Here is a 20344-nt window from a genome sequence, read left to right as displayed (position 1 = left end):
GGGATGTATCGAGCGTGTCACTGTGTAAACCACCACTTGCTCGATTACACCGGGAGGCTGGAGCCGATTTCACGGACTTTGGCGGCTGGGAAATGCCCGTAGCGTTCGCGGGCATCCGTACCGAACACGCTGCAGTGCGGAACTCGGTCGGGATATTCGACGTCGGTCACATGAGCGAAGTGTCGGTCTGGGGGCCGGACGCGACCGAACTCATGGACCGACTCACGACGAACGACGTCACCGAACTGGACCCTGGTGGTGCACAGTACGCGTGTATCCTCGACGAGGACGGGATTATTCTGGACGATACCGTCGTCTACCGATATCCCGACCGAGACGGCTATCTGTTCGTGCCCAACGCGGGTCACGGAACGCAGATGACCGATCGCTGGTCGGCGTTTGCACGCGAGCACGGACTCTCCGTCAGCATCGACGACCAGACGGACGACACCGGGCTCGTCGCGGTTCAGGGTCCCGATGCCGTCGCAACGGTCGACTCGGTGACTGCGGATTCGGTTACCGACGTTTCCCGGTTTTCGACGACCCGGACGACGATCGACGGCGTTTCGTGTCTGGTCGCGAGAACGGGCTATACGGGTGAGGACGGGTTCGAGATTTTTCACCCCGCCGCCGACTCCGAGACCGTCTGGGCCGCCTTCGACGGCGTCCAGCCCTGCGGTCTCGGCGCTCGGGATACCCTTCGTCTCGAGGCGGGACTCCTGCTGTCGGGACAGGATTTCGACCCGGAGACGGAGCCGCGAACGCCCCTGGAGGCGGGCCTCGGGTTCGTCGTCGACCTCTCGAAGCCGAATTTCGTCGGTCAGGAGGCGCTTCGCGAACTCGACGCGACGGGCGTCTCCGAACGAATGGTCGGCATCAGGGTCGAGGGACGCGGGATCGCCCGCCAGAGCTACTCGATCCACGCCGACGGGGAGGCGGTCGGCCACGTGACCAGCGGGACGCTCAGCCCGACGTTCGAGATCCCGCTTGCACTCGGCTACGTCGACGCGACCGTCGCCGACCCCGGAACGAGCGTCTCGATCGAAATCCGCGATCGACTGGTCGACGCGACGATCGTCGATCAGCGGTTCTTGAACGCACTCGAGTCCGCAACGGAAGACCAATGAACGCCTCGAATCGACCACGAGAGATGCGATGCCAATGCGGAAACCGAAACAAAACGTGAACAGACCAATGAGACACACGAATTCACCAGAAGCAATGAGAACACGATGACGACGGAATTTGCAGTCCCGGAGGACCGACGCTACGCTGAATCGCACGAATGGGCGCGACGAGACGACGACGTCGTCCGCGTCGGTATCACGGACTTCGCTCAGGACGAACTCGGTGACATCGTCTTCGTCGAACTCCCGCCGCTCGGAACGACGCTCGGCGAGGGCGAGGATTTCGGCATCGTCGAGAGTATCAAGGCCGTTTCGGATATGTACGCACCGATCGCAGGCGAGGTCGTCGCGGTCAACGACGAACTGGTCGATCGCCCGGAACTCGTCAACACTGAACCCTACGAGGGCGGCTGGATGATCGAGATTCGAACCGACGAGGCGCTCGATGAGTTGCTCAGCGCCGCGGCGTATCGCGAGCAAATTTGATGCACGATGAGTAATCAGGGCCCACAACGTCGCACGTCACGGCACCGCGAGACACGCGATTCGCGCCAGGACGACCCGGCCGAGGGCAGCCCGTTTACGTCGCTGACGGCCGCCGACGTCGACGCGATGCTCGAGGCGATCGGTGCCGAGAGCGTCGAGTCGCTGTTCGACATTCCCGACGGCGTCCGCTTCGACGACCAGCTCGGTATCGAGGGCGCGTCTGAACAGGAGGTCAGACAGCAGGTTGCACGGACTCTCGGGCACAACGAGGAGACGGTAGAGTTCCTCGGACGCGGTCACTACTCCCACTATGTCCCGTCGATCGTCGATCACCTCTCCCAACGCTCGGAGTTCATCACCTCCTACACGCAGTACCAGCCGGAGATCACTCAGGGATTCCTGCAGGTCCTGTTCGAGTATCAGTCCCTGCTGGTCGAACTCACGGGACTCGGAATCGCGAACTGTTCGATGTACGACGCCGCGACGGCGCTCGGCGAAGCGGCGACGCTCGCCGATCGCACCCGACAGGTCGACGGCTCCCGCGTGCTCGTTCCCGAGTACATCCGCGACGAACGCCGGGACGTGCTCGAAAACTACGTGTCCGGGACGGACCTCGTCGTCGAGACGTTTGCGACCGCTGACGGGCAGGTCGATCTGGATGCGTTCGATCGGGCCATCGACGACGATGTCGTCCTGGCGTACGTCGAGAATCCGACGAACGAGGGTGTCATCGAGGAACGGTTGACTGAGATCGGCGCGATCGTCGACGACCACGACGCCCTGTTCTGTCTCGGCTCGGATCTCGTCGCACTGTCGCTGCTTCAGACGCCCGCATCGGTCGGCGCGGACATCGTCGTCGGCGACGCGAGCGTGCTCGGCCTGTCCGCCGCCTACGGCATGGGCCTCGGCATCTTCGCCTGTCGCGAGGAGTTCCTGCGTCAGGTCCCTGGCCGACTCGTCGGCGTCTCGGAAGACGATCGGGGGTCGCGTGCGTTTACGCTCACGCTCCAGACCCGCGAGCAGCACATTCGCCGGGAGCGGGCGACGAGCAACATCTGTACGAATCAGGCGTGGGTCGCGCTCAGGGCGGCGATTCACGCCACGTCGCTCGGTCCGTCGGGGCTCATCTCGCTCGCGAAACGGTCTCACCGGCTCCCGACCGAGTTCGCCGCGGAACTCGACGAACTCGAGGGCGTCACCGCGCCCGTTCGAGACTGTTATCACTTCCGGGAGTTCCGGGCGCGCCTCGACGCCGACGCACACGCCGTTGCGGACGACCTGCGATCGAACGGCTATTCGGTACACGCCTGCAGCGACGACGAACTCCAGTTGTGCGTGACCGAACTCACCGAGACTCATATCGACGACTTCGTCCGAACGCTTTCGGAGGTGCTCGCATAATGCAACATCACGATCAGGCAGTCTGGAACGACACCGAATCGGACGGCTACGAACCCCTCTTGGCCGAAAAGGGGCTAGAGGAACGATCGATCGGTGAGACGGACCTCCCGGACGACCTGACCCGAGACAGCCTGACGCTCCCGGAACTCTCCGAACCGGAACTCGCCCGCCACTACACCCGACTCTCCCAGATGAACTACGGGATCGACAGCGGTCCCTACCCGCTGGGGTCGTGTACGATGAAGTACAACCCGAAGTTCACCGAAGACATCGCCGCCCTCCCGGCCGCGTCGGTCCACCCGGATCGGGACGGCGACAGCGTTCAGGGGACGTTGCAGGTGTACGCCGAACTTCAGGAGTACCTGGCGCGGATCGGCGGGATGGACGCGGTAACCGTGCAGCCGCCCGCCGGGGCTGCCGGCGAGTTTACGGGCATTCTCGTCGCGAGAGCCTACCACGAACACAACGACGAGAGCGACCAGCGAACGGACGTCATCGTTCCCTCGAGCGCCCATGGGACGAACTTCGCGACGGCTGCGCTGGCCGGCTACGACGTCGTCGAACTCCCCGCCGGCGACGACGGTCGGGTCGACCTCGACGCGCTGTCGGCCGCCGTCGGCGAGTCGACCGCCGCGCTCATGCTCACAAATCCGAACACGCTCGGCCTGTTCGAGCGCGATATCGAGCGGATTGCGGATATGGTTCACGACGCGGGCGGGTTGCTGTACTACGACGGGGCGAATCTGAACGCCCTGCTCGGTCGCGCTCGCCCGGGCGATATGGGGTTCGACATCATGCACTACAACGTCCACAAAACGTTCGCCACGCCACACGGCGGTGGCGGTCCCGGCGCGGGACCGATCGGCGTGATCGACGAACTCGCCCCGTTCCTGCCGAGTCCGCAGGTTCGACGCGACGGCGACGAGTACGAACTGATCGACCCGGAGCGATCGATCGGCAAGGTCCACGGCGCGATGGGGAACTGGCTGGTACTGCTCAAAACGCACGCCTACATCACCAGACTCGGGGACGCCGGCCTCCGAGACGCGAGTGCGAAAGCCGTGCTCAACGCGAACTACCTGGCCTCCCAGATCGATCTCGAAATCCCCTTCGAGCCGTTCCACCACGAGTTCGTCGCCAGCGCGGGCGATCGCGACGCCGCCGATTTCGCCAAGCGGATGCTCGATTACGGCGTTCACCCGCCGACGACGAAGTGGCCGGAGAACGTCACCGAGGCGCTGATGACCGAACCGACGGAAGCGGAGAGCAAGAGTTCACTCGACCAGCTGGCCGACGCGTTCGCGGCGGCGAGCAACGACGACGTGGCCGAACTCGAGGACGCCCCGCAGACGACGGCTGCCGGACGGATCGACCAGACGTCGGCGGCCAGGAACCCGCGACTCTCATGGCACCAACTGGACGACTGACCGCCGTTCGATCGCGTCCCGGAATTGACCCGCTGCTACGGAACCACCAACGACGATTTCGATCTCCACGTACACAGTATGACTCGCGACGCCGCACCCACGACGACAGCAACGGAACTACTCATCATCGGAGCCGGACCGGCCGGCTACGTCGCCGCGATCCGGGCGGGCCAACTGGGCCTCGACGTGACACTCATCGAACGAGACGCGTTCGGCGGCACCTGTTTGAATCACGGTTGCATCCCCTCGAAAGCCATTATTCACGCGGCGACGGTCGCGGAGACCGCCAGGAGCGCCGATCGAATCGGGGTTCACACGGACGTCACCGTCGATTTCGAGGAGCTCCGTCGGTGGAACGATGGAATCGTCCGCCGGCTCACGAAAGGCGTCGAGATGCTCTGTGACGGAGCCGGCGTCTCGCTCGTCGAAGGGGAGGCGGCGTTCGCTGACGAGGAGTCGGTCATCGTCACCGCGGCCGACGGCACGCGCGAGCGGATACGGTTCGACCGTGCGATCGTCGCGACGGGAAGCAAACCGATCGAACTCCCGGGATTTTCGTTTGCCGACGATCCGATACTGGACGCGAAACAGGTGCTCGACCTGGACGCAATCCCCGATAGTCTCGTCGTGGTCGGGGCCGGATACATCGGCATGGAACTGTCGACCGCGTTTGCGAAACTGGGTGCCGAGGTATCTGTTGTCGAGGCGCTGGACGGCGTGTTGCCGGGATACGACGACGAGTTGACTGCCCCGGTCGAGCGAAACGCGGCGGGCCTCGGCATCGAGTTCGAGTTCGGCCGGATGGCGACGGACTGGACCGAAACCGACGACGGTTCCGTCCGGGTCGAACTCGAATCAGCCGACAGCGCGGACGACGGCGAGGGAGCCGAATCCCTGATCGGAGACGCGGTGCTGGTCGCCGTCGGCCGAACGCCCGCGACCGACTCGCTTCGACTCGAGCGTGCGGATATCGCCGTCGACTCGACGGGCTATATCCGAACGACCGATCGGTTCAGGACGTCGAACGATCGTGTGTTCGCGGTCGGCGACGTTGCCGGTGAGCCGTTGCTCGCCCACGCGGCCAGCGAGGAAGGCAAACACGTCGCAGACGCGATCGCGACCGGGGAGTCGTCCCGTCCGGCGACGACGATTCCAGCGGTCGTGTTCACCGACCCCGAAATCGCGACGGTCGGGCACACCCCGGCGACTGCCGCCGAACAGGGGTACGATCCCGTCGTGGGCACGTTTCCGTTTCGGGCCAACGGGCGGGCGCTGACGGCGAACGCCCGCGAGGGCTTCGTACGAATCGTCGCCGACGATACGTCCGATCGCGTCCTCGGTGGACAGATCGTCGGCCACGAAGCCTCCGAACTACTCGCGGAGATCAGCCTCGCCGTGTCGAACGATCTCTCCGTCTCCGATCTCACCAGCACGGTTCACGCCCATCCGACGCTGGCCGAAGGACTGGAGGAGGCGGCACTCGACATCTGCGGCGACGCGATTCATACGACCTGATCGCCGGGGTCGAATCTGTGCGGGCGTCAGCCCGACAGTCGACCGGATTGGCTCGGTGGATTTATCACTTCGACATGTGAACCTGTGTCACAGATGGGGAGACCAACGGACACAGACAGCGACGTCGAGGAAGCGTTCCTCGAGGACGCCGTCTACGATTTGATGCCCGCCACCGGATTCGAGGACGCGCTCGTGCATTTGCCGGACGGGGCGACGATCGCGGTCGCTCTGCTTCCGGATCTCGGTGTCGAACCGACGATCGAATGCGCCGAACAGGCTGCCGCCCAGGGGTACGAGGTCGTTCCGCACGTCGCACCGCGATTCATCGCGGACCGGGCTGAACTCGACGCGGTCGTGACGCGATTACAGAACGCCGGCGTAACGAACGTCTTCGTTCCGGGTGGCGACCGTGACGAACCAGTCGGTGAGTTCTCGTCGGCGTACGAGATGCTCGTTGCCCTCGAAGAGATGGGACACTCCTTCGAGGAGGTCGGCATCGCCGGCTATCCGACCGGACATGAGACGATCGACGACGGGGTACTCGCCGAGGCCATGGCACAAAAAGCGACGTATGCGACGTACATCACCACGCAGTTGACCCTCGAATCGACGGCGATCCTCGAGTGGATCGTCACGGTACGTGACCGTGGAGTTGACCTTCCGGTCGAGGTTGGCATTCCGGGCGTGATACACTATCTGAAACTGCTGAAACTCTGCAGGGAGTGGGGCTTTACCGAGCCACTCCGATTCATTAGCAAGACGATGGGGGTCTTCGGATTCGTCCGGACGTTCTTCGAATCGGGCGGGCGATACATGCCGGACGACATGGTCGCCACGATCGCGCCGTACCACGACGACCAGCGATACAATCTGGGTAGGGCCCGCTTCTACACGTTCAACCGGACGGCCCCAACCGAGTCCTGGCGGCGCGATCGTCTCGACGGGTAACGATCGGCCCCTGCGGGTGCGGTCTCGATGGCGTAACTCGGCCATGTTGCCGACGGCGAATGTATGATCCGAAACGACTGTTCCGAGACGAGTCTGCAACCTGCCAACCCACGGATAATAAACATTTACAGAGTTTTCATTTACGGGGTGAAAGCCGCGATCATTCAGCGTGTTCTTACCCACCAGTTACCGTATCAATTACCTGTTCGATTTGTGAGTATATCAGTTGCCACTCGCGAGTAAATTTCTTTCCGAGAGCACGTTGCTACGCGGCGAACGCGCACCTGATTTTGGCCGTGGTCTGCGATTGCACGATTTTTCAATTCTACCTCAAAATCACTACTATTGTGATTTAACTGATGAAATATAGCGATAGTAGCACTTTGTCCTATTTACGGAAGATATATGCCGAGTTATGCTGTCATCGAGCGACGACTCGTTACCGACGAACTCGCGCACCTGCGATCGGCTCCGACCCTGTCCGTGTCCCGACTCTCGAGCGAGTGCGAACGCATCAATCAAAATAAACTACCATTGAAAAGTACTATGTGGAAATCGTTCGAGCTTCCCTCTGGAACTCTATAATAAACTTTTATACCGTTTCTTTTGATGTGTTGGAGACGAACTGTCGACGAGTGCCGTTCTCGCGACGATCGACTTGAAACGAGTTCGTCGCGATATCAGACTGGATTGCGAAGCGCCCAGACGTCTTCGGTCGGCTCGAGCCGGCTGGGTTCAGTCCCTCGATCGGTCAGAATCCCGGTGTGGTACAGCATCGCCTTGAGCTGGAAGACCGTCGGCGAGTGATAGACGCTGCCGTCCTCGAGTGGGACCGTCCGTAGGTCGCCGTCTTCGGTCAGCACCCGGCTTCGCACGTCGTCGTCGCCGCGGACGAACAGTTCCACGGCGAACGACGGATGCAGTTCGTGCATGTGCTCGACCAGCTCGACGAGCGTCGGTTCGGGCTGCCAGTCGTCGTGCATCGTCTGGAGTTCCGTGACGAGTAACTCCGTCGCCGGATACTCGAAGACGACCTGGCGAGCGAGCCGTCCCCACGCGGGTGCGATGTCGATGAAGCGCTTCGACGATCGGTACCAGTCCACGAACGCCGCGAGCGCCGCTTCGACGGTGCCATAGCGTGCCAGCGCGAATCGCACGACTTCTCGCCCGAGCGGCGTGAGTTCGACGCGAGTCCCGTCCTCGATCAGGCCGAGAAATGCGGCCCCCTGCCTGGCGCTGTCGACTGCACTGACGACCTTGTACTCGGACAGCAGCGTCGCGGTGTCGCCGTCGGCGTAGTGAGCGAGCGGGTAGCCGAGGTAGTTTTTCGGATGGTTCAGTCCGAAGGAGTTGTCGGCGACGCCCTGGGCACCGGCCTGAAACCGGATCGCGCTCGCCTCGGTCGTCGTCCGACTGCCGACGACTCGAGGAACCTCGAGAACGTCTACCGCTCCGCTCCGATCGACGCCCAGAACGCCGACGTTCAGTTCTCGGGCGAGGGTTCGATCGGTCTGTACGATCGCATCGACCGGCGCGGCGAGGTAGGCCGCGTTGGCCTCGTGGAGTCGGTCGTACGCCTGGACGATCCCGCGGCGCGTATCGACTCCGGTGCTGGTCTCACCTTTCGCCTCGACCGCGATCAACGGCGGCTCGTCGCCGACGCGATCGACTGCGAGGAGTTCCGATTCGAGGGTTCGTACGCCCACGAGATCGGGGTAGCCGCTCCCGATTCGGACGTGGTTGAACGGAGCCAGCCGATCCCGCACGTCGGGATCGACGGGGCGTCCGGGGATCCACTCCGCCTGCGAAAACTGGGTGTCAGCCACGACGTACGACTCGGAGTCGCTCTTGTCGGGAAAGAGCACCTGCTTCGTGTGGGCCAGCACGTACGGTTCCGACAGCGATCGAACCCCAGCGCTCATGGGCTTCGATTGGTCAGGACCCCTAATAATGTTCTGACGATTCGGGAGCGGAAGGGCTCTCCGCGGCGGCGACGGTTTTGCTGTGATCGACGATCGGGGCCAGACGGTAGTGGCTCGGCCGCGTTGGTGGCGGTATGCCCGACCCGACGCTCGTTTTCGACGACGACTGTGGCTTCTGTACGTGGTGGGCCGACTACTTCGACGATCGATCGGCCGTCCGCGTCGTCGGCTACAGCGACCTCACCCCGGAGCTTCGCGACCGACTGCCGGCAAACTACGAGGAGTGTTCGCACTTCGTGACGGAAGAGCGGGTGTACTCCTGTGGGGCGTCGATCGAGGAGGCCGCGAGACGGGCAGACCTCGCGATCCCCGCCATCGAGATCGTCGGCTTTCTGCATAACTTCGAGGATTACGAACGCTTCCGTGAGAAGGCCTACAGGCTGATCGCGGACAACCGTGATCTCTTCGGCAGCGTTCTTTCGAAGACGCCACCGGCGCGACGCACGTCACGGGAAGAGGAGTGAGTCGCGACAGGTCGTGTGAGTCGCGACAGGTCGTGTGAGTCGCGACAGGTCGTGGGACAGGTGTCCCCAGAGGCGGCCTCGACTTACCCTTCGTATTCGTCGAGCCACGATCGAACCACCCCTTGCAACGCGCCGGTCGTACTGCCAAGATTCAGAATCTGGTATCCCGCGTCGGCCTTCGCGTTGACGTCGTCCATTCCGAAGCCGAGCCCGCCCAGCGGAACGTCCGCGTCGATCGCGGCCGCTCGAATCTCCTCGACGGCCGCTTGCACCTCCTCGTGGGTCGGCTCGCCGGGGTGGCCGAGCGAGACGGCCAGATCGAGCGGGCCGGCGAAGACGAACCCCAGTTCTGGCACGGAGAGAATTTCGTCGATGTTGTCGATCGCCGTCGGGTTCTCGATCGTGACGCCGACGACGATCTCCTCGTCCTCGGTGTCGACGTAGTTGTCCGCCATCCCCCATCGGCTCGCGCGCGGATTCGCGAAGCCGCGTTTGCCGGGCTCGCCGTCGTACCGGAATCGGGAGGCTTCGACGACTCGACGAGCGTCCGCCGCGGTCTCGACCCGCGAGACGAAAAGGTTCCGAGCGCCGGCGTCGAGCGCCTTCCGGACCATTCCCGGATCGGGTTCGGGAATCCGAACGAGCAGTTCCGTCCCCGAGACGTCCGCGGCCCGCAGCAGGTCGTTCATCCGATCGCCGTCGAACGGACTCGGACCGGCGTGCTCGAGGTCGATCCAGACGAAGTCGAGGCCGAGTTCGCCGTAGAACTCGACGAGCGTCGGGCTGTACGTCCCGTCGAGGACGCCGAGAGCGACCTCGTCGGTTGCGAGCGTCTCGCGAAGCGCGTTCGATCGCGGTGAAGAGCTCATGCACGTGACGGACCAGATTGACCTCAATAAACCTTGGCGGGGCCTGTTCCAACCACCCGTGGCCGTCTGGGCTGCCGCCATATCCAATTCATCGTGCCAGCGGGCGATGAGTTACCCGCCTCGATCGGTGCCGAGATCATCGGATCGACCGCCGGGGATCGCATCGTCGAAGTCGCCGCCGGCCTCGAGTACGCCGGCGACGGATTCCGGGAGTTCGTCACCAGCCCGATGGACTGCTGAGGACGGTCGCCCGGCTTTCGATCGGAGACCATTCCCGACAGTCCCATACCACGACCGAGCCATCGTGACGGTTTCGAACCGTCCTGATTGTCCCGTACCCAACAAACTCATGGTCACTGAACAAATAGAGCCGGCAAGATGAACCGCAGAACCGTTCTGGCCGGTGCCGGAAGTCTCGGACTCGCAAGTCTGGCTGGCTGTCTCGGCCTCGCCGGACTCGATTCCCACGAATCGAAGCCTGCCGGCGTCGAACCGGCCGTCCGCGACGAAACCGGCTACGAACAGACCAAGATCGACCCGATCGAGATCGAGGAATCGTTCGAACTCGGCCCGTACTCGGAGACGGTTACCGCGACGAACTACCTCACCGAACACGAGAAAGCCGTCGATCTGGGGCTGCTGGGCGAGTCCCGCGCTGCGGTGTTCATGCTCCTGACGACGCCGCAAATCTCGATCGCCGGGCGGGAGTTCAACCCGGTCGAGGAGATGTCGACGACGGAACTGGTCGAACTGGTCGACGATAACTACGACGCGATCGACGACATCAGTCACGACGACGACACGGATGCGACGATCCTCGAGCAGGAGACGACGATGTCCCGGTTCAGCGGGGCCGCCCAGTTCGAAGGACAGGACGTCGACGTTTACTTGCACGCGACGGAAGCCGTCGAAACCGAGAACGATCTCCTCGTCGCGATCGCGGTCTACCCACAGCAGTTCCAGTCCCAGGAGGAATCGAACGTCCAGGACCTCGTCGCCGCGATCGTCGAAGAAGCCGACGAGTCTGCAAGTACCGGTGGCGAAGACGGGGGCGACAGCGACAGTGATGACGGCGGAGACGACGGAAGCGGCGACGATAGCAGTGCGGACGGTGACGACGGCGGCAACGACTCGGACGACGGATCGAACGGTGACGAAGACGACGACGGGATCGGACTGGACGTCTCGAACCCGCTGTAAGGCCGCCTGTTCGCGCTCGAACTGTCTTTTCGCTCTCGAACCGCCTGTTCCGGCCTCGAACCGTTCGTCCGGGCCCGAACTGTCCGCCTGCGCTCACAGATACCCCAGATCGGCCAACCGCTCTTTCGTTCCGGCGCGCATCTCGACCGCCCCGCTCGACTGTGACTCCTCGAGCGGATCGAATCGGGCGTCGAGGTGCTTCCTGAACATCGCCGCCCGATCGGGCATCTCGTCGAGAATGTTCGTACGCTCGGCGGGGTCGGTCGGCAGGTGGTGCAGACGCTCGAAGCCGTCGTCGCCGCAGACGTACTTGTACTCGTGGGTTCGGACGGCCCGGAGCCGTCGATCGAACCGCCGGACGCGATCGGGAATCTCGCCAAAGCGGGCTTCGAGGCGTTCGATCGACGGCTGGGGGGCGACGTACTCGGCGACGATTTTGTCTCGCGACTCGGCGTCAGAATCCGGGTGTAGCGATCGACTCGACCCCTGTTCGAGGAGGGCGGGGTCGTCAACGCTGACCGTCTCCAGTAGCGTCGCGGGCAAGTCGAGCAGTTGCACGAGGTCCTGACGTCGGCCGCCGTCGGTGAACGGCCCGCCGTGGATCACCAGCGGGACGTTGATGAGGGTGTCGTAGAGGTTGTACTGGTGGCCGAAAAAGCCGTGCTCCCCGATGTGCTCACCGTGATCACCACAGACGACGAACAGGGTGTCGTCCCACTCGCCTGCGTCCTCGAGGGCGCGACGAAGCCGTCCGAGTTGTTCGTCGACGTAGGCGAGTTCGGCCCGGTAGAGTCCCCGGAGCATGGCGAACTCCCGATCGCTGATATCGTAGTCCTCGCAGTCGAAGGCGCGAGGGTCCTGTCGAATCGCGGTCGCCTCCTCGTAGCTCGTTCCCTCTGGAAGGAACTGCTCGGCGTACGCTCGGGGCGGATCGTACTTCACGTGTGGTTCGATGAAATTACAGAACAGGAAAAACGGCCGCTCGTCGGTTCGACCGGCGAGCCAGCGTTCGATCCAGTCGACCGATCGGGCCGCGCCGTCGTCGCCCGCGGGCTGGAGGAATTCGCTGTAGAGGATGTTCGCGGCGTTGACCGCCGGGTTGCCGTCGAAGAGACGGTTCCGGGTCGCCTGCAGCTTCTCGCGGAGGTCCTCGCCTCGCACCACCGCGCCCATATCCGCGTCGGACTGGATGTACTGCCAGCCCTTCCGTAGGTCCTCGAACCCTCGATGAAACCCAAACTCCTCGGTGAGCCAGGTGTTGTTCGAGACGCCGATCGTCTGATAGCCCGCGTCGGCAAACGCTTCGGGGAGCGTTCGCAGGTCGGGATCGAGGTAGGTGTGGTCGCCGTGGGTGCCGTGCTCTGACGGGTAGAGTCCGGTGAACAGCGACGCGTGGGAGGGGAGCGTCCACGGCGCGGTCGCGAACGCCTTCTCGAAGGCAGTCCCTTCGGCCGCGAGCCGAGAGAGCGCCGGCGTCGGTTGCGGTTCGTCAGGTTCGCGATCCGCTGCGGACACCGCCGGCCTCGGGTCGTCGTCACCGCTCTCGGAACCGGGTTGGGACCGCTCCGTCGGAAACGAACCGACGCTTTTCGATCGTGCCGTATCGAGCACGACGAGTACGACGTTCCGCACGGTCGTGTGTGACTCCGAATCACGTCCGTTAGACTCGCCCATGAGTGGGGATACCTCCAGCTTTCGGGCAAAAGGCCGTCCGCCCGGCGTATGCAGGTGATTCAGGATATCGAAGCGGCCACATCCCTCCGCAGTACTTCGATTTTCTGGTTTCTAGGATACGTGAGAAGTGACTCGTTCCGATTCACGATGATCGGTTATCCGGCCGCCGAACGATTCGAGTGGCGGGCCACGTGACCGTTAGCCCGTCGCGAAATCCACGCTGGCGACCTGCCGACCGCAGAGCGGACAGCCGCTCTGGATGGTCACCGATCGCTGGAGGTCGTCGAACTGGAGGCGGGCCGAACAGTCGGGGCAGGTAAACTCGTGTGTCGTCATGGGAATTCCTCCGCTATCATCTACGTTCGCGTGCGATCGGAGTGGGTTCCTATCCTCGATATCGGGGCCGTTTAAGACGGCTGCTCGTCGCCGTCGCAATCATTCGTAGTGCGTTTCGAGGTAGCCGACGATCGCATCGCTTTCATAGCGAGTCTCCTGACGATCGGTATCGACGAGAAACGGGATCGCGTCCTCGCCGCCGATTTCCTGCATCGCCCGGTGAGTCAGCTCGTTACGCACGTCCCCGCCGTCGTCTCCGGGGAGTCGAGGATTGTGCGCGGCGTAGGAAACGCCGAGTTCGGTGAGTTTCTCGCGGACCTGGGTACTGTGCGGGCAGCGTTCGGCCTGGTACAGTTCGAGCATGGACCTCCAATTAGCTCTTGTCGATCGAAAATCTTGAGCAGGCATACTGAGGTCGATGTCTCTAACAGGCCGGCGCCCGTGTGCCCGACTGATGCTACCGCGCGCGTTCCGGATCGCCTACGACGGCACCGGCTACTACGGTTTCCAGCGCCAGCCCGATGTCCCTACCGTCGAGGACGCCATCTTCGATGCGCTCCGATCGCTCGACGCCTACGAACCCGCCACAGAGGGCGAGTCTGGACCCGATCGGCCCGCGGGGTACGCCGCGGCCGGGCGGACCGACGCCGGCGTCTCGGCGCTCGCCCAGACGATCGCGCTCGAGATCCCCGACTGGCTCACCCCGCGTGCGTTCAACGCCGAACTCCCCGCGGACATCCGTGCGTGGGCGGCTTCGGACGTGCCCCAGTCGTTTCACGCGACTCACGACGCTGCCCGCCGGGAGTACACGTACCATCTGTACGCGCCGACGGCGGAGACCGACGACGCTCCCGCGTCGCTTCTCGAGGACCGATACGCGGTCGACGACGATCGCTTCCACGCCGCCTGCGAGGCGCTCTCCGGGGCTCACGACTTTTACAACCTCACGCCGGACGACGACAACACCGAGCGCGCGCCGACGATCGCAGCGACGCGCGACGGCGCGTTTCTCGTGCTCACCGTCGAGGCGGGCGGCTTCGCTCGCGAACTCGTCCGCCGACTCGTCTCGCTCGCCCGCGCCGTCGGTACCGGCGAAACCCCGATCGAGAGGATCGATCGCGTGCTCTCCGCTGACCCACTGGCCGGCCACGAGGGGATCGCGCCCGCGCCGCCCGAACCGCTCGTCCTGACTGGCGTAACGTACCCCGACATCGTGTTCACAGTCGACGAGCGGGCGGCCGAAAGTGCACGCGCCGTGTTCGAGCGCCGTCGGATCGATCGGAAAACGGGCGCGAGGGTCGCGGGGCAACTGGTCGCCGGGATCGACGGCGCTCGCTGAAGGCGTTGGCGCGACCCGACGACGGCCCGCCCACCTCCGCGGCACCGCCCGGTGGGCCATTTCGCGGCCACCGATCGCTCGGGACCGTTCGATCGGTCCGCGCTAACCCACCGTCTGGCCCGTGTACAAGTGTTTTTGAGGGGCGGGTGCACACGACGAAGCATGGAACTCTCGCCGGAGGAGTACGGCGCGTACTGGCGGGCGACGGTTCGCGTCGCGGCAGGGATCGTCTTCACGGTTCTTAGCTACCGGTTCGTCGTCTCGTCGCTGCTTTCGCACCCGGACGCGGGTGCAGTCGGAATCGGGGTTTTCCTGTTCGCCGCGATCGTCTTCGCGGGTTCGTTCGCCGTGATGCTCGGTCTCGCACGGGTGGTTCGGACGGCGATCGATGCCGAGATGCGCGGCTGACGCGGCACCGAATCCGATCGCGAACCCCACGAACCGCCACCGCCGTGAACAGGGTTATTCCCGTCCGGTTCCCTACGAGTGCATATGAGCGACTCCCCGTCGGCACAATCCCCGGAAGACGAGATCAGAACGTCCGTCGCGCGATTCCTGCGGCGGAACTTCCCGCAGATCGAGGCTCACGGCGGCGATTTCGCGATCACGACCGTCGATCCCGAGGCCCACCACGTCGAGGTTACCCTTACCGGAGCCTGTGACGGCTGCGGGATCAGCCCGATGACGACGCAGGCCATCCAGCGACGGCTTCCGGGCGACGTCGACGCGATCGATACCGTCTCGGTTACTCTCGGCTTCGACGGGATGGCCGGCGACGGAACGCCACGAAACGTACCCGACGACGTCCCGTTCTGATCACCGTCCCAGTTCGCTCGTGGCTCGTCCCCCGTTCTCGGCTCGTACCCTACTCCCCGGTCGCAATCGCGTGGATCGTCCCCCCTCGATCGCCGACGACGATCAGGCCGTTTCCGAGCGCGGGCGAGGCGACGACTGGATTCTCAGTCGGGACGTGCCAGCTCGCGTCGCCCTCGTCGAGCCCCGCAGCGACGATCCCGTGGGACGTCCCGACGACGACAGCACCGTCGCCGATCGACGGGGACGACCAACTGGGCGCAAACTGAATCGCCATCAGGTCCGCGTCGGCCGCCGTCGGATCCGATCGCGCCGTCGAGACGGCCGTTTCGATCGATCGCACCCAGCGTCGGCTTCCGTCGGTTCGGTCGAGCGCAACTAGCCGCTCGTCCGGGTCGTGGACGATCACCACGTCCTCACCGACGGCGAGCGAGGGTCGCATCGGCGCGATTTCCTGACGCAACGAGACGCTCAAACCGCCGCGTGCAGACGCGAGAGCGTCGGTCCCGTCCCACAATCGCTCGCCGTTTGCCGCGTCGATCGCGATCGGGACCGGGCCGTTTGCGTACACCGTCCCGTCGACGAGCGCCGGGGCGGAGGCTACCGGGCCGTCGGTCGATTCGGTCCACGCAGTGGTGCCGTCCGTCGCGTCGACCGCGACGATCCCATCGCTCGTCCCGAATACGACCAGTCCGTCGGCTACCGCGGGCGAGGAGACAGCGGTACCGCCGCTTCGCTCTTGGGCAAACGACCACTCGTTCCCGTCCGTCGCCCGCCACGCGACCCTCCGATCAGCGAGCGACACGGCGACCATCTCACCGTCGGGAGTTTTGACGTACGCCACCCCGTCGAGGATCGTCGGTGAGTATCCCACCGCAGACCGCGACTGCTGTCCCATCTCGCCTACAGGTTGAGAGGCGAGATCGATCTCCCAGCGATCGGTGCTCTCGCGGTCGATGCCGACGAGCGTCTCACCGGCGGGACAGACGATCCCGTCGTCGGTGACGGCCGGCGATCCGGTCACGTCTCGCTCGAGTTCGCGCGTCCACACCGTCTCCCCGTTTGCGATCGCCTGAACCGTCGCTCCGGCGGTGACGTAGGCTATCCCGTCAGCGACGGCTGCCGTCGTCAGCACTTCACCCGGCGCGTCGACGGTCCAGGCGACTCCCGGTTCGTCGGTCGGGACGGACTGTTCGCTTTCAGCGCTGTTCGTCGGGTCTCCACGGAACGAACGCCAGGTCTCGTGGACGTCGTCGCCGCCCGGCGTCGGTTCGTCGGCCGATTCCGATTCGCGTTCCGGATCGCTCTCTCCGTCGTTCTCTCGGTCCCCGAGACAGCCAGCGCTGATCGCGAGTCCCGCGGGACAGGCGACGAGGAGTGATCGTCGCGTCGTTCGTTTCATCGTCTCGCTCGGAGGGTCGTACTCCCGACAGATAATATCGTAGCACTGCCACTGGTCGGTCGGTCGCTGCGCGGTGGACGCACCCGCCACTCCCGGCGCGTCGATCGTATCCAGCGGCAAAACCGACCGCGTGACCAGTGTTCACAACACTCCGACACGCTTTACCATTACCGTTACAAACGCATTCTCATGAGTTCTGTTCCAGCGCGCTCCGAGATCGACGAGGATTACACCTGGGATCTCGAGAGTATCTACGCCACCGACGACGACTGGGAGGCGGCTTACGACGCGGTCGCTGAACGGATCGACGACCTCGCCGCCTACGAGGGACAGACTACCGACGACGCGGAGACGTTGCGCGTCGTCCTCGAGTTGCGCGACGAGATCATGCGCGAGGTGTCGACGGTCGCGGCGTACGCCCGGATGCGCCGCGACGAGGACACGACCAACCAGCAGTATCAGGCGCTGACCGCACGCGCGCAGTCGCTCGCGGCTGATGCACAGTCCGCCGCCTCGTTCATCGAGCCGGAACTCCAGACGCTCACCCGCGAGGCGTTCGACGAACTGGTCAAGACCGAACCCGCCCTCGAGACCTACGACCACTACGTCGACGACGTACTCCGGATGAAACCCCACACGCGATCGGCCGAGGTCGAGGCCCTGCTTGCAGACCTGAGCGAGGTTACGGGCGCAACGGGCGAGGTGTACACCATGCTCTCGAACGCGGATCTGTCGTTTCCCACGGTCGAAGACCCCGAGGGTGACGCTGTCGAGATCACCCAGAGTAACTTCGTCAACCTGCTCAAACGGTCCGATCGCGACTTTCGCCGGCGCGTCTACGAGAACTACTTCGACGAGTGGGGAGGCGTCCGGAACACGGTCGCCGCTTCGTACAAGAATAGCGTCAAAGCCGACGTGAAAATGGCCCAGGCACGCAATTACGAGACGGCTCGTGAGGCAGCACTCGACGGCCCAAACGTCCCGGTCGACGTCTACGACACGCTCGTCGAAACGGTCCACGACAACATCGACAACCTCCATCGCCACGCCGAACTCAAGCGCGACGCGCTCGGCGTCGACGACCTCCGAATGTGGGACGTCTACATGCCGCTGACGGGCGACGAGGGACCGAACGTCGAGTACGACGAAGCCACCGACCACGTCGTCGCCGCCCTCGAACCGCTCGGTGAAAACTACCAGTCCCGCGTCGCGGAGGGACTCGGCTCGCGGTGGGTCGATGTCTACGAGAACGAGGGCAAGCAGTCCGGAGCCTACTCCGGTGGCACCTACGACACCCAGCCGTTTATCCTGCTGAACTATCAGGACGATATTTCCTCGATGTACACGCTGGCCCACGAACTCGGCCACTCCATGCACTCCCAGCTGACCAAAGACGAACAGCCGTTCGTCTACTCCGGGTACGAAATCTTCGTGGCCGAGGTCGCGAGCACGGTCAACGAGGCCTTGCTCACGAGCCATCTTCTCGAGACGGTCGACGATCCCCGGTTCAAAAAGCACGTGTTGAACGAGTTCCTCGAACGGGTCCGCTCGACGCTCTACCGCCAGACCCTCTTTGCCGAGTTCGAACACGAAGCCCACCGACTCGAGGAAACCGACGAGCCACTGACCGCCGATCGACTCGACGACCTCTATCGCGGTCTCAAGGAGACCTACTACGAACCAGCCGTGATCGACGATCGGATCGCGACCGAGTGGATGCGCATCCCCCACTTCTACCGCGCGTTCTACGTCTACCAGTACGCCACCGGTATCTCAGCCGCGCTGGCGCTCGTCGACGGGATTCTACCGGACGGAGCCGGCGGCGACCCGGACCACGAGGCCGCTGAAAACTACCTCGAGTTCCTCCGGCGCGGCTCCCGGGAGTACCCCCTCGAACTGCTGCAGGTTGCGGGCGTCGACATGAGCCAGGCCGAACCGATCGATCGCGCCCTCGAGAGCTATGGCGATCGATTGGCGGAGTTCGAGTCGCTCGGCGTCTGAGACCGCCTTCGCATCCCGTTGGTTCTGCTGTGCCCGCAACGGAGAACCGCAAATACACCGCGACCCAAAAGCACATTTATCGTCGGGAACTTACCGGTGCACGTTAGGATGTCTCGAAGCCCGTCTATCCCCGATCGACCCCACCGCGATATCGATCCCGATCTGCCGGACGACGAACGGCTCGAGGCGCTCCGCGGCCACTTCGAGAACCTCGTCGACGTCAACGACCAGCTGTCCGACCAGCTCGACGACGCCGACGAACGCCGACAGCGCCTCCGCGACCGAGTCGATCGCGTCGAACGCGAAAACGAGGCGCTGAAAAGCTCCTCGCTGTACATCGCGACCGTCGAAGACGTGATCGACGACGAGGAAGCCATCGTTAAACAGCACGGGAACAATCAGGAAGTGCTCACGGACGTCTCCCCCCGAATGATCGATCGGATCGATCCGGGCGATCGCGTCGCCGTCAACGATTCGTTCGCCATTCAGACCGTTCTCTCGACCGAAACCGACGCGCGGGCGCAGTCGATGGAGATCTCCGAGCGCCCGGACGTGAGCTACGCGGATATCGGCGGGATCGACGAACAGGTCCGCGAGGTTCGCGAGGCCGTCGAACAGCCGCTGCTCGAACCCGAAATGTTCGAGAAAGTCGGCATCGAGCCGCCGAGCGGCGTCCTCCTCTACGGCCCGCCGGGGACCGGGAAAACTATGCTCGCGAAAGCCGTCGCGACCGAAACCGACGCCACCTTCATCAAGATGGCCGGTTCCGAACTCGTCCGCAAGTTCATCGGCGAAGGCTCTCGACTCGTTCGCGACCTCTTCGAGATGGCTCGTGAGCGCGAACCAGCCATCATCTTCATCGACGAGATCGACGCGATCGCCACGCGCCGGACCGAGTCGAAGACCTCCGGCGACGCCGAGGTTCAGCGAACGATGATGCAACTGCTCGCGGAGATGGACGGCTTCGAGGCGCGCGGGGAGATTCGCATCATCGCCGCCACTAATCGCTTCGATATGCTCGATCGCGCTATCCTCCGTCCCGGCCGGTTCGATCGCCTCATCGAGGTCCCCGAACCCGGACGGGAAGGGCGCGAGCAGATCCTCCAGATTCACACCCGCGGCATGAACGTCGGTGACGACGTCGACTTCGACGTGCTGGCCGACGAAACCGACGGCTACTCCGGGGCCGAAATCGAGAGTCTGGCGACCGAGGCCGGGATGTTCGCGATCCGGAACGATCGCAACACCGTCGTCCACCAGGACTTCCTCGACGCCCACGAAAAGATGGAAGACGACGACTCGAGCGACGTGATCTCGTCGGCGGGCTACTTCTACCAGTAGAGCGCCACTCGAGAGCCAT

At 64.0% G+C, this 20344-nt stretch carries 20 protein-coding genes; 14 read left to right on the top strand and 6 right to left on the bottom strand.

Features of this window, described 5'->3' with window-relative positions; all coding sequences use genetic code 11:
• The first annotated feature begins 14 nt into the window (after nucleotides 1-14).
• From gcvT to AC6I6L_RS11080, 6 genes are all read left to right on the top strand, one after another.
• Nucleotides 15-1127 carry a glycine cleavage system aminomethyltransferase GcvT gene (gene gcvT, locus AC6I6L_RS11105; RefSeq protein WP_497917828.1) on the top strand — a complete coding sequence of 371 codons (1113 nt, stop codon included), beginning with the start codon at nucleotides 15-17 and terminating at the stop codon, nucleotides 1125-1127.
• 105 nt (nucleotides 1128-1232) lie between these two features.
• Complete coding sequence (gene gcvH / locus AC6I6L_RS11100) at nucleotides 1233-1613, top strand: glycine cleavage system protein GcvH (protein WP_497917827.1); 381 nt, start codon at nucleotides 1233-1235, stop codon at nucleotides 1611-1613.
• A 6-nt stretch (nucleotides 1614-1619) separates the two neighbouring features.
• Complete coding sequence (gene gcvPA, locus AC6I6L_RS11095) at nucleotides 1620-3014, top strand: aminomethyl-transferring glycine dehydrogenase subunit GcvPA (protein ID WP_497917826.1); 1395 nt, start codon at nucleotides 1620-1622, stop codon at nucleotides 3012-3014.
• On the top strand, nucleotides 3014-4441 hold the full coding sequence (gene gcvPB / locus AC6I6L_RS11090; protein ID WP_497917825.1) for an aminomethyl-transferring glycine dehydrogenase subunit GcvPB: 1428 nt from the start codon (nucleotides 3014-3016) through the stop codon (nucleotides 4439-4441). Before gcvPA ends, gcvPB begins: the two co-directional genes overlap by 1 nt.
• Before the next feature lie 78 nt (nucleotides 4442-4519).
• On the top strand, nucleotides 4520-5956 hold the full coding sequence (gene lpdA, locus AC6I6L_RS11085) for a dihydrolipoyl dehydrogenase (RefSeq protein ID WP_497917824.1): 1437 nt from the start codon (nucleotides 4520-4522) through the stop codon (nucleotides 5954-5956).
• Between the two features lie 93 nt (nucleotides 5957-6049).
• Nucleotides 6050-6904 (top strand): methylenetetrahydrofolate reductase, encoded by an 855-nt coding sequence (locus tag AC6I6L_RS11080; RefSeq protein ID WP_497917823.1) that lies wholly within the window; start codon nucleotides 6050-6052, stop codon nucleotides 6902-6904.
• Between the two features lie 680 nt (nucleotides 6905-7584).
• On the opposite strand, the gene AC6I6L_RS11075 is transcribed toward AC6I6L_RS11080, so the two are convergent.
• Nucleotides 7585-8826: a hypothetical protein gene (locus AC6I6L_RS11075; protein WP_497917822.1), complete on the bottom strand. Its 1242-nt coding sequence runs from the start codon at nucleotides 8824-8826 to the stop codon at nucleotides 7585-7587.
• Nucleotides 8827-8960: 134 nt separating this feature from the next.
• On the opposite strand from AC6I6L_RS11075, the gene AC6I6L_RS11070 reads away from it, so the two are divergent.
• Entirely contained in the window at nucleotides 8961-9350 is a 390-nt protein-coding gene (locus tag AC6I6L_RS11070; RefSeq protein ID WP_497917821.1) for a DCC1-like thiol-disulfide oxidoreductase family protein, read from the top strand.
• 83 nt (nucleotides 9351-9433) lie between these two features.
• Here the strand turns inward: AC6I6L_RS11070 and AC6I6L_RS11065 are convergent, their stop codons facing one another.
• A complete protein-coding gene (locus AC6I6L_RS11065; protein ID WP_497917820.1) occupies nucleotides 9434-10219 on the bottom strand; it encodes an HpcH/HpaI aldolase family protein in 786 nt (261 codons plus the stop codon).
• Between the two features lie 93 nt (nucleotides 10220-10312).
• Here AC6I6L_RS11065 and AC6I6L_RS11060 point away from each other — a divergent pair, with 93 nt between their 5' ends.
• Together AC6I6L_RS11060 and AC6I6L_RS11055 are read left to right on the top strand one after the other, a co-directional pair.
• On the top strand, nucleotides 10313-10459 hold the full coding sequence (locus AC6I6L_RS11060; RefSeq protein ID WP_497917819.1) for a DUF7332 family protein: 147 nt from the start codon (nucleotides 10313-10315) through the stop codon (nucleotides 10457-10459).
• 138 nt (nucleotides 10460-10597) lie between these two features.
• Entirely contained in the window at nucleotides 10598-11419 is an 822-nt protein-coding gene (locus AC6I6L_RS11055; protein WP_497917818.1) for a DUF6517 family protein, read from the top strand.
• Between the two features lie 93 nt (nucleotides 11420-11512).
• Here the strand turns inward: AC6I6L_RS11055 and AC6I6L_RS11050 are convergent, their stop codons facing one another.
• From AC6I6L_RS11050 to AC6I6L_RS11040, 3 genes are all read right to left on the bottom strand, one after another.
• Entirely contained in the window at nucleotides 11513-13093 is a 1581-nt protein-coding gene (locus AC6I6L_RS11050) for a sulfatase (RefSeq protein WP_497917817.1), read from the bottom strand.
• A 198-nt stretch (nucleotides 13094-13291) separates the two neighbouring features.
• The gene (locus AC6I6L_RS11045) at nucleotides 13292-13429 is read right to left on the bottom strand and encodes a DUF7560 family zinc ribbon protein (protein ID WP_497917816.1); all 138 of its coding nucleotides are present in this window, start codon (nucleotides 13427-13429) and stop codon (nucleotides 13292-13294) included.
• 99 nt (nucleotides 13430-13528) lie between these two features.
• Nucleotides 13529-13792, bottom strand: coding sequence for a glutathione S-transferase N-terminal domain-containing protein (locus AC6I6L_RS11040; RefSeq protein ID WP_497917815.1), 264 nt, complete (start codon nucleotides 13790-13792; stop codon nucleotides 13529-13531).
• A 91-nt stretch (nucleotides 13793-13883) separates the two neighbouring features.
• On the opposite strand from AC6I6L_RS11040, the gene truA reads away from it, so the two are divergent.
• The 3 genes from truA to AC6I6L_RS11025 all read left to right on the top strand — a co-directional run bounded on the left by truA (nucleotide 13884) and on the right by AC6I6L_RS11025 (nucleotide 15584).
• The gene (gene truA, locus AC6I6L_RS11035; protein ID WP_497917814.1) at nucleotides 13884-14768 is read left to right on the top strand and encodes a tRNA pseudouridine(38-40) synthase TruA; all 885 of its coding nucleotides are present in this window, start codon (nucleotides 13884-13886) and stop codon (nucleotides 14766-14768) included.
• A 162-nt stretch (nucleotides 14769-14930) separates the two neighbouring features.
• Entirely contained in the window at nucleotides 14931-15176 is a 246-nt protein-coding gene (locus AC6I6L_RS11030; protein WP_497917813.1) for a hypothetical protein, read from the top strand.
• 84 nt (nucleotides 15177-15260) lie between these two features.
• Nucleotides 15261-15584, top strand: a complete 324-nt coding sequence (locus AC6I6L_RS11025; protein WP_497917812.1) for a NifU family protein — start codon at nucleotides 15261-15263, stop codon at nucleotides 15582-15584.
• A gap of 49 nt (nucleotides 15585-15633) precedes the next feature.
• Here the strand turns inward: AC6I6L_RS11025 and AC6I6L_RS11020 are convergent, their stop codons facing one another.
• Nucleotides 15634-16983 carry an outer membrane protein assembly factor BamB family protein gene (locus AC6I6L_RS11020; protein WP_497917811.1) on the bottom strand — a complete coding sequence of 450 codons (1350 nt, stop codon included), beginning with the start codon at nucleotides 16981-16983 and terminating at the stop codon, nucleotides 15634-15636.
• Nucleotides 16984-17172: 189 nt separating this feature from the next.
• Between AC6I6L_RS11020 and pepF the strand changes: the two genes are divergently transcribed.
• Nucleotides 17173-18984, top strand: coding sequence for an oligoendopeptidase F (pepF, locus tag AC6I6L_RS11015; RefSeq protein ID WP_497917810.1), 1812 nt, complete (start codon nucleotides 17173-17175; stop codon nucleotides 18982-18984).
• Between the two features lie 108 nt (nucleotides 18985-19092).
• Nucleotides 19093-20325, top strand: a complete 1233-nt coding sequence (pan2, locus tag AC6I6L_RS11010; protein WP_497917809.1) for a proteasome-activating nucleotidase Pan2 — start codon at nucleotides 19093-19095, stop codon at nucleotides 20323-20325.
• Nucleotides 20326-20344: the final 19 nt, after the last annotated feature.

This window comes from Halosolutus sp. DAT137 (genome assembly GCF_059736405.1).
This window is presented reverse-complemented; position numbering and strand designations above follow the sequence as displayed.

Bases quoted from the DNA above. Each gene is read 5' to 3' on its own strand.
- gcvPB (WP_497917825.1), top strand. From the start codon at position 3,014: ATGCAACATCACGATCAGGCAGTCTGGAACGACACCGAATCGGACGGC.
- gcvH (WP_497917827.1), top strand. From the start codon at position 1,233: ATGACGACGGAATTTGCAGTCCCGGAGGACCGACGCTACGCTGAATCG.
- pan2 (WP_497917809.1), top strand. From the start codon at position 19,093: ATGTCTCGAAGCCCGTCTATCCCCGATCGACCCCACCGCGATATCGAT.
- AC6I6L_RS11025 (WP_497917812.1), top strand. From the start codon at position 15,261: ATGAGCGACTCCCCGTCGGCACAATCCCCGGAAGACGAGATCAGAACG.
- AC6I6L_RS11040 (WP_497917815.1), bottom strand. From the start codon at position 13,792: ATGCTCGAACTGTACCAGGCCGAACGCTGCCCGCACAGTACCCAGGTC.
- pepF (WP_497917810.1), top strand. From the start codon at position 17,173: ATGAGTTCTGTTCCAGCGCGCTCCGAGATCGACGAGGATTACACCTGG.
- truA (WP_497917814.1), top strand. From the start codon at position 13,884: ATGCTACCGCGCGCGTTCCGGATCGCCTACGACGGCACCGGCTACTAC.
- AC6I6L_RS11020 (WP_497917811.1), bottom strand. From the start codon at position 16,983: ATGAAACGAACGACGCGACGATCACTCCTCGTCGCCTGTCCCGCGGGA.
- AC6I6L_RS11030 (WP_497917813.1), top strand. From the start codon at position 14,931: ATGGAACTCTCGCCGGAGGAGTACGGCGCGTACTGGCGGGCGACGGTT.
- AC6I6L_RS11045 (WP_497917816.1), bottom strand. From the start codon at position 13,429: ATGACGACACACGAGTTTACCTGCCCCGACTGTTCGGCCCGCCTCCAG.
- AC6I6L_RS11055 (WP_497917818.1), top strand. From the start codon at position 10,598: ATGAACCGCAGAACCGTTCTGGCCGGTGCCGGAAGTCTCGGACTCGCA.
- AC6I6L_RS11065 (WP_497917820.1), bottom strand. From the start codon at position 10,219: ATGAGCTCTTCACCGCGATCGAACGCGCTTCGCGAGACGCTCGCAACC.
- AC6I6L_RS11050 (WP_497917817.1), bottom strand. From the start codon at position 13,093: ATGGGCGAGTCTAACGGACGTGATTCGGAGTCACACACGACCGTGCGG.
- AC6I6L_RS11070 (WP_497917821.1), top strand. From the start codon at position 8,961: ATGCCCGACCCGACGCTCGTTTTCGACGACGACTGTGGCTTCTGTACG.
- lpdA (WP_497917824.1), top strand. From the start codon at position 4,520: ATGACTCGCGACGCCGCACCCACGACGACAGCAACGGAACTACTCATC.
- AC6I6L_RS11080 (WP_497917823.1), top strand. From the start codon at position 6,050: ATGGGGAGACCAACGGACACAGACAGCGACGTCGAGGAAGCGTTCCTC.
- gcvPA (WP_497917826.1), top strand. From the start codon at position 1,620: ATGAGTAATCAGGGCCCACAACGTCGCACGTCACGGCACCGCGAGACA.
- AC6I6L_RS11075 (WP_497917822.1), bottom strand. From the start codon at position 8,826: ATGAGCGCTGGGGTTCGATCGCTGTCGGAACCGTACGTGCTGGCCCAC.